The organism is Allobosea sp., assembly GCF_051860145.1.
Lineage (GTDB): Bacteria > Pseudomonadota > Alphaproteobacteria > Rhizobiales > Beijerinckiaceae > Allobosea.
On sequence record NZ_JBHYEM010000026.1, the window covers coordinates 23,464 to 30,683 of the forward strand.

8 protein-coding genes are annotated in these 7,220 nt (G+C 68.8%); 5 read left to right on the plus strand and 3 right to left on the minus strand.

From position 1 onward, the window contains the following. Positions 1–11: 11 nt before the first annotated feature. The 3 genes from ACTIF2_RS25080 to ACTIF2_RS25090 form a co-directional block, all read right to left on the minus strand. Positions 12–551 (minus strand): peptidylprolyl isomerase, encoded by a 540-nt coding sequence (locus ACTIF2_RS25080; RefSeq protein ID WP_439499859.1) that lies wholly within the window; start codon positions 549–551, stop codon positions 12–14. Between the two features lie 177 nt (positions 552–728). Next, entirely contained in the window at positions 729–1,403 is a 675-nt protein-coding gene (locus ACTIF2_RS25085) for an RraA family protein (RefSeq protein ID WP_439499860.1), read from the minus strand. Next, a complete protein-coding gene (locus ACTIF2_RS25090; RefSeq protein WP_439499861.1) occupies positions 1,400–2,317 on the minus strand; it encodes a dihydrodipicolinate synthase family protein in 918 nt (305 codons plus the stop codon). Before ACTIF2_RS25090 ends, ACTIF2_RS25085 begins: the two co-directional genes overlap by 4 nt. A gap of 111 nt (positions 2,318–2,428) precedes the next feature. On the opposite strand from ACTIF2_RS25090, the gene ACTIF2_RS25095 reads away from it, so the two are divergent. The 5 genes from ACTIF2_RS25095 to ACTIF2_RS25115 form a co-directional block, all read left to right on the plus strand. Further along, positions 2,429–3,175, plus strand: a complete 747-nt coding sequence (locus tag ACTIF2_RS25095) for a FadR/GntR family transcriptional regulator (RefSeq protein ID WP_439499862.1) — start codon at positions 2,429–2,431, stop codon at positions 3,173–3,175. Then, on the plus strand, positions 3,172–4,140 hold the full coding sequence (locus tag ACTIF2_RS25100) for a tripartite tricarboxylate transporter substrate binding protein (protein WP_439499863.1): 969 nt from the start codon (positions 3,172–3,174) through the stop codon (positions 4,138–4,140). The genes ACTIF2_RS25095 and ACTIF2_RS25100 overlap by 4 nt, the downstream gene beginning before the upstream one ends. Positions 4,141–4,316: 176 nt before the next feature. Then, positions 4,317–4,790 (plus strand): tripartite tricarboxylate transporter TctB family protein, encoded by a 474-nt coding sequence (locus ACTIF2_RS25105; protein ID WP_439499864.1) that lies wholly within the window; start codon positions 4,317–4,319, stop codon positions 4,788–4,790. Positions 4,791–4,797: 7 nt separating this feature from the next. Further along, positions 4,798–6,297, plus strand: coding sequence for a tripartite tricarboxylate transporter permease (locus ACTIF2_RS25110; RefSeq protein WP_439499865.1), 1,500 nt, complete (start codon positions 4,798–4,800; stop codon positions 6,295–6,297). Between the two features lie 100 nt (positions 6,298–6,397). Then, positions 6,398–7,220 (plus strand): phosphotransferase (locus ACTIF2_RS25115; protein ID WP_439499866.1); only part of this gene is annotated, 823 nt, incomplete at its 3' end.

Below are 7,220 nucleotides of genomic sequence, written 5' to 3' on the forward strand. Positions count from 1 at the left end.
CGAAGCATCCTTCAGCCGAGGCGGCGGGCGCGCAGGATGCGCAGCGGCCGCTCCAGATACTCGGCCGGTTCCGCCCGCCCAAAGATCCGCCTGACCACGTCGGCGCCGGCCAGGACCTTGCCGAAGGCGGCGAAGCCCGCCCGGTCGGGGTTGCGGCCGCCACCCTCGTCCAGCTCCGGCTGGTCGCCGATGCAGATGAAGAAGCCCTGCCCGCCGCTGCCGGGCGCGCGGCGCGCGAGCGACAAGGTTCCGTCGCGATGCCTCAGGCCCGTCACGGAGGTCGGCTCATGCGGCACGGGCGGAAATGGCGGCTCGCGCCCGTCGCCCGGAACGCCCCAGCCCCACTGAATGACCTCGATCCTGTGGGCGGTATCGGGGGGCTGGTTCGCCAGGGTCACGATCCGGTAGACCGTGGCGCTGTCGAGAAAGCCGCCGTCGAGATAGGCCAGGAAGTTGCGGGCGGTGAGCGGCGCCCGTGCCTCATCGATACCGAGACGGAAGGCGCCCTCCTCCGTCTCGATCTCGACTTCGACCAGCTCGGCCTCGGCCATCGAACCATCCTCCTGTCCCAGCGCTCCGGCAAAGGCGTCATCGCGAGCGAAGCGACGCGATCCAGGGGGACTCGCGCCGGCGACCCCTGGATTGCTTCGTCGCTGGCGCTCCTCGCAATGACGATTCGGCCCGGTCGGACGCTTTAAACCGTGCCCGCTCGATTCCGAAACGCGGCCTCACATGATCCCGGTCTTGGCGAAGATATCGACCGTCGATTGCCCGGCCAGGATCATGTCCCTGACGTCGCTCTCGCCGCGGACCTTGGCGAAGGCGGCGGCCAGCACCTCCTGCTCGCGTGCCGCCGGGACGATGACGACGCCGTCGACATCGCCGACGACGAGGTCGCCATTCTCGACGCGGCAGCCGTTGCGGAACAGGATCGGGCAGCGGAAATCGATCACCCGGCCGCGCACGCGCTGGTCCTGCGCATAGCTGCCGGCCGAGAAGACCGGGAAGCCGAGCTCGAGGATCTCGCGGGTGTCGCGATGATAGCCGTCGAGCACCGCGCCGGTCGCACCGAGCTTGCGGGCGCGCGTGCTCATCAGGCCGCCCCAGAGCGCATAGGTCGGCGACGAGCCGGTGCAGATATAGATCTCGCCGGGCTTCAGGTCGTCGAGCGCCTCGAACATCAGCCCGAACGGTTTTGCGTCGCTCCGCGCGCCGGCATCGGCCGCGCAATCGGCCTCCTGCACGGTCAGGGCCCGGCCGGCGATGACGGCGCCGGGCACCAGGCCGCGGATCTCCGGCGGCAGGAACTGGCGGGTGAGGCCGATGACGTCCATCACGTCGCCGAGCACCGCGCTGAACAGCTCTTGGCGGATCCGGTCGAAGAGCGGCGCTTCATTGGTCATGTCGGTCTCCTGGTCTTTGCCTCAAAAGGTCCGAGCCGGGCGGCATGGCGCTCCACCAGGCCGATGCCGAATTCGGTCGGGCGCATGGCCGGGGCGCGGTCGTGGATCTCGATCCCGGCGCGCGCGCCGAACAGCCGCTTGCCGTAGCAGATCAGGCTCTCGATCGACTGCATGATGAACACCGCCGCCGGCAGCATCTCGCGATAGGCGGCTTCCGCGCCATCCTCGTCGCCAGCAACGAAGCTGGCATGGGCCCGCAGCGCGTAGTCGATCGTGTCGGGCGCCAGGATCAGCCCGGCGCAGCCGGCCCTGAGATTGTCGACCAGCTCGATCCCGCCGCGGCCGTTGAGAACCGGCAGGCGTCCCTCGGTGACCTCGATCAGGTGCCGAATGTCGACGGCCGGTCCCTCGCCTTTGACCACACGGATATTGGGATGCTGCGCGACCAGCGTCTGGATGTCCTCGACTGAGAGGCCGCGGCCCATATAGGCCGGCGCGTTCTGGATAGCGACCGGCAGCGAGGTGGCGCCGGCGACGCGCCCGAAGAAGCGGATATACTCGCCCGCGCCGAAGGAGCCGACCATCGGCGGCTGCAGGATGACCCAGTCCGCCCTCGCCTGCTCGGCCGCGCGGACCTGCTCGACCTGCTCCTCCACCGACGAGCCGAAGATCGTGAAGGCCAGCGGCGCCTGCCCGCCCGTGTCCTCCGCGACCCATTCCATGACCATGCGGCGTTCGGTGAGCGTCAGCTTCGAGACCTCGGTGGCGAGGCCAAGCGCCGCCATGCCGTGCACGCCGAGCGACAGGCAGATCTCGGTCTGCCGCCGCATCGCGCCCCGGTCGAGCCGCTCCCGCGAATCGAACAGCGCGTAAAGGATCGCGTGGATGCCAGCGAAGGGCGGCGGGAAGGCCATGTCGTCACTCCTCAATGATCTGATGTTAAACATCAGATGAATGGTTGCGCGCAAGCCCCGATCGTGACAGTTTCCGGCTGCGCCCCGGGGTGGGGTCCGCAGGGACGAGGCATGCGCACAGGGGTGAAGCCCGGAAAGATCGGAGCGATGGTCTCCGCGCTCGGCGCGGCGATCGTGCGCGGCGAGATCGCGCCCGGCACCACGCTGCCGCCGGAGCACGAGCTTGAGGCGCGCTATGGCGCCGGCCGCAGCGTCGTGCGCGAGGCCGTGAAGACGCTCGCCGCCAAGGGGCTGGTCAGCGTCCGGCCCCGTCACGGCACGCAGGTCCGCGCCGTGCATGACTGGACCTTGCTCGACCGCGACGTGCTCGGCTGGATGCGCACCGGCGACGGGCTCGACCGCGACCTCCTGATCGCACTCGAGGAGACCCGCGCGATCATCGAGCCGGCGGCGGCGGCGCTCGCCGCCGAGCGCGCCACGCCCGAGGATTGCGAGCGCATCGCTGCCGCGCTCGCGGCGATGGAGGCCGGCCGGCACGACCCGCGGGCCGCGATCGCCGCCGACAAGCAGTTCCATCTCGCCATCCTCGACGCCACCCACAACCCCGTCCTGGGCAGCTTTCGCGGCGCCATCGACGCGATCCTCAGCGCCGTCTTCGACGTCGCCGTCGGCGTCTTCGCCGGCAACCTGCCGAACCATGCCGCCGTCGCCGAGGCGATCGCCGCCAAGGATGCCGCGGGCGCGCGGCGCGCCATGCAGAGCGTGCTCGGCTACACCCACGGACATCTGCTTGCGGATGGCAGAACACTGCCTCCGGAGACCAAGAAACCGACCCTCATTCCGGGAGAAACGTCATGAAACTCAAGACATTGATGCTCGCTGCCGCGCTGACCGCGACCGGCTTTCCGGCCTTCGCCGCCTGGCCTGAGCGGCCGATCACGATGATCGTGCCCTGGGCCGCCGGCGGCGGCACCGACGCGGTCGCCCGCATCCTCGCCGCCGGGCTCGAGAAGGAGCTCGGCAAGCCGGTCAATGTCGTCAACCGCACCGGCGGCGGCGGCGTGGTCGGCCATACCGAGATGGTCAATGCCAAGCCGGACGGCTACACGATCGGCCTCGCGACCGCCGAGGTGACGACCTATTACTGGTCGAACACCGCGCCCTTCACCTATGAGAAGCTGACGCCGATCGCGCTGGTGAATTTCGATTCCGCCGCCTTCAACGTCGCCGCCGACAGCCCCTGGGCCAATCTTCGCGCCGCGCTCGACGACATCAAGAAGCAGCCCGTCGGCCACTACAAGCTCTCCGGCATGGCCGCCGGCGCCGCCTATCACCTCGCCTTCGCCGGGCTGCTGCAGCTCGAGGGCATCAACCCCAAGAGCGTCGCCGTGGTGCCGAGTCAGGGCGCGGCGCCGGGCTTCCAGGAGCTCGCCTCCGGCGGCGTCCAGATCGTCCCCTCCTCGCTGCCCGAGGGCAAGCCGATGTTCGATGCCGGCCGGGTCAAGTCGCTGGCGGTGATGGCCAAGGAGAAGATCTCGGCCTTCCCGGCCGTCCCGACCGTCAAGGAGGCGATCGGCAAGGACTATGAGGGCGGCACCTGGCGCGGGCTGGCGGCGCCCGCCGGCATTCCGGCCGATATCGCGGCGCGCCTGGTCGAGGCCACCGACAAGGTCGCCAATTCCGCGGAATACAAGACCTTCCTCGCCGAGCGCGGCTTCGGCTACGCCTTCTCGAAGGGCCCGGCCTTCGGCGAGTTCCTGGCGACGCAGCACAAGCGCAATGGCGAGATCATGGAAGCGCTCGGCCTGCGCCTGCGCAAGTAACGGCGTCGACGGGTCGCTCCGGATCGAAAGCAGTCGCGTCATTGCGAGGAGCTTGAGCGACGAAGCAATCCAGGGAGACGTAGAGCTCTGCCGCCCCTGGATTGCTTCGCTACGCTCGCAATGACGGTCAGATCGGATCGAAATCAGATCCAGATTCATAAAACCTGGGCAAGCCCATGAAATTCAACGATCTTTTTGCCGGTCTGATCGGCCTCGCCTTCGCGGCGTTCGTCGCGACGGCGTCCTGGAACCTGCCGAACCCGTCCGAGCAGCCGCTCGGCCCCTCGGCCTTCCCGCTCATCCTCGCCGGGCTGCTGGCGCTCTGCGCCGCGATCCTCGCCGTCAACGGCGCCAGGGCCACTGAGCGCGGCCCGCTCGTCACCCGCGCCGACTGGGCGCGCAATGGCGGGGCGGTGCTGCGGCTCCTGCTCGTGCCGGCCGCGGTCGTCTTCTACATCGCCTTCGCCGAGACGCTCGGCTTCCTGATCGCCGCCCCGCTCATCCTCGTGGTGCTGTTCCTGGCCGGCGGCGTGCGGCCGCTGCAGGCGATCGGGCTCGCGCTCGCCGCGGCGTTCGTCATCCACTCGATCTTCTATCTCGGCCTCGGCGTGCAATTGCCCTGGGGTCCGCTCGAACCGATCCGTTGGTGAGGCATCCATGCTCGACGCCTATGTGACCGCCCTGGGGATGGTGCTCGATCCCTATGTGCTCGCCGTCATCACCGCCTCCGCCATCTACGGCCTCGTCGTCGGCTGCATTCCGGGCCTCTCCGCCACGATGGCGACTGCGCTCCTGGTGCCGCTGACCTTCTTCATGCCGCCGGTACCGGCCATCGCCGCGATCGTCACCACCTCGACGATGGCGATCTTCTCCGGCGACATCCCGGGCTGCCTGCTGCGCATCCCCGGCACGCCGGCCTCGGCCGCCTATGTCGACGATTCCTACCAGATGACGCTGAAGGGCCATCCGGAGCTCGCGCTCGGCATCGGGCTGTGGTTCTCGGTGCTCGGCGGTCTCTTCGGCACGGCCGTGATGATGGTCGCCTCGCCGGCCATCGCCGATTTCGCGCTCGGCTTCGGCTCGGTCGAGTTCTTCTGGATCGTCATGCTCGGGCTCGGCGGCGCGGTCTTCATCGGCTCCTCGACGCCGCTCAAGGCCTGCATCGCGCTGCTGATCGGATTGCTGCTCGCGATGGTCGGCATGAACAACCCGGCCGGCCAGCCGCGCTTCACCTTCGAGTCGACCGAGATGCTCGGCGGCGTCTCGCTGATCCCGATGATGGTCGGCATGTTCGCCTGCTCGGAAGTGATGCGCCACATGATCGCCGACGGCAGCGCCCCGAAGGTCGTCGTCAAAAAAATCGGCCCGATCTTCGCCAATATGTGGCGGCTGACCAAGCAATATCCCTGGCAGCTCCTGCGCGGCAGCGCGCTCGGCACGGTCATCGGCATCCAGCCCGGCAGCGGCGCCGACATGGCGGCCTGGATGTCCTATGCGATGAGCAAGCGCTTCTCGAAGGAGCCGGAGAAGTTCGGCACCGGCCATCCCGAAGGGCTGATCGAGGCCGGCGCCTCCAACAACTCCTCGCTGGCCGGCGCCTGGATTCCGGCGCTGGTCTTCGGCATCCCCGGCGATTCGATCACCGCCATCGCCATCGGCGTGCTGATGATGAAGAACATGGCGCCGGGGCCGACGATCTTCGTCAACGCGCCGGAGAACGTCTACGCGCTCTTCCTGGTCTTCGTCATCGCCAACCTGCTGATGCTGCCGCTCGGCTGGGCGATCATCAAGGTCGCAACCCGCGTGCTGACAGTGCCGCGCAAGGTCTTGATGCCGATCATCCTGCTCTTCGCCATCGTCGGCTCCTACGCGATCAACAACTCGCTCTTCGACGTCGGCATGATGCTCGGCTTCGGCGTGCTGGCCTTCGTGCTGGAGGAGAACGGCTTCCCGGTGGCGCCGGTCATCCTCGGCGTCGTGCTCGGGCCGCTGCTGGAGGAGTATTTCATCAACTCGATGATCAAGTCCGACGGCAGCCTGATCGGCCTCGTCAACCGGCCGATCGCCGCCGTCCTCGCCGCCATCATGATCGGCATCATCGCCTGGACGATCATCGCCTCGCTGCGCCCGGCGCGCGGCGCGGCGAAGAGTTCCTGACGGATCGCAGGCCCCGCCCCGCTCGTGTCGGCTTGACAGGAGCGGGGCTCGCCTGCATCCGTGCTATCGTTAGCGCAACATAGGCAAGGAAATGGGGCGGGTGGCGGCGCAGGACGGGGTCATCGCGGAATTCCTGCGCGCGGCAGGGCTGGTTGCGGAGCTGTCGCAGGCGCGGCTGACACCCCTCACCGGCGGCGTCGCGTCCGACATCTGGAAGGTCCAGACGCCCGATCGGGTCTTCGTCGTCAAGAAGGCGCTGCCGCAGCTGCGCGTCGCCCAGCTCTGGGAAGCGCCGGTCTCGCGCAATGCCAGCGAGGTCGACTGGCTGGTCGAAGCCGGCCGGATCGTGCCCGGCGCCGTGCCCGAGATCCTCGCCAGCGACCGCGAGGCCGGCGTCTTCGCGATGAGCTATCTCGACCCGCAGGATCATCCGGTCTGGAAGCAGGAGCTGCATGCCGGGCGCGCCGACCCGGCATTCGCCGCTGAGGTCGGCCGCATCGTCGCGGCGATCCATGAAGCGACCGCAGGCTCGGCCGAGATCGCGCGGCGCTTCGCCAATGACGCGACCTTCCATTCGATCCGCGTCGAGCCCTATCTGGAAGCCCCCGCCCGGGTTCACGCCGACCTTGCCGGGCCGCTGCTGGCGCTGGCGCGCGAGACCCTCGCGGCCAAGCGCGCGCTGGTCCATGGCGATGTCAGCCCCAAGAACATCCTGGCCGGTCCGCACGGCCCGGTGATCCTCGATGCCGAATGCGCCTGGTATGGCGAGCCGGCCTTCGACGTCGCCTTCTGCCTCAACCACCTGCTCCTGAAATGCCTGTGGACGCCGGCGGCGAACGCCGCCTTCCTGGCGAGCTTCGACGCGCTTGCGCAAGCCTATCTGGCGGGCGTGACCTGGGAGGCGCCCCGCGCCGTCGAGGCCC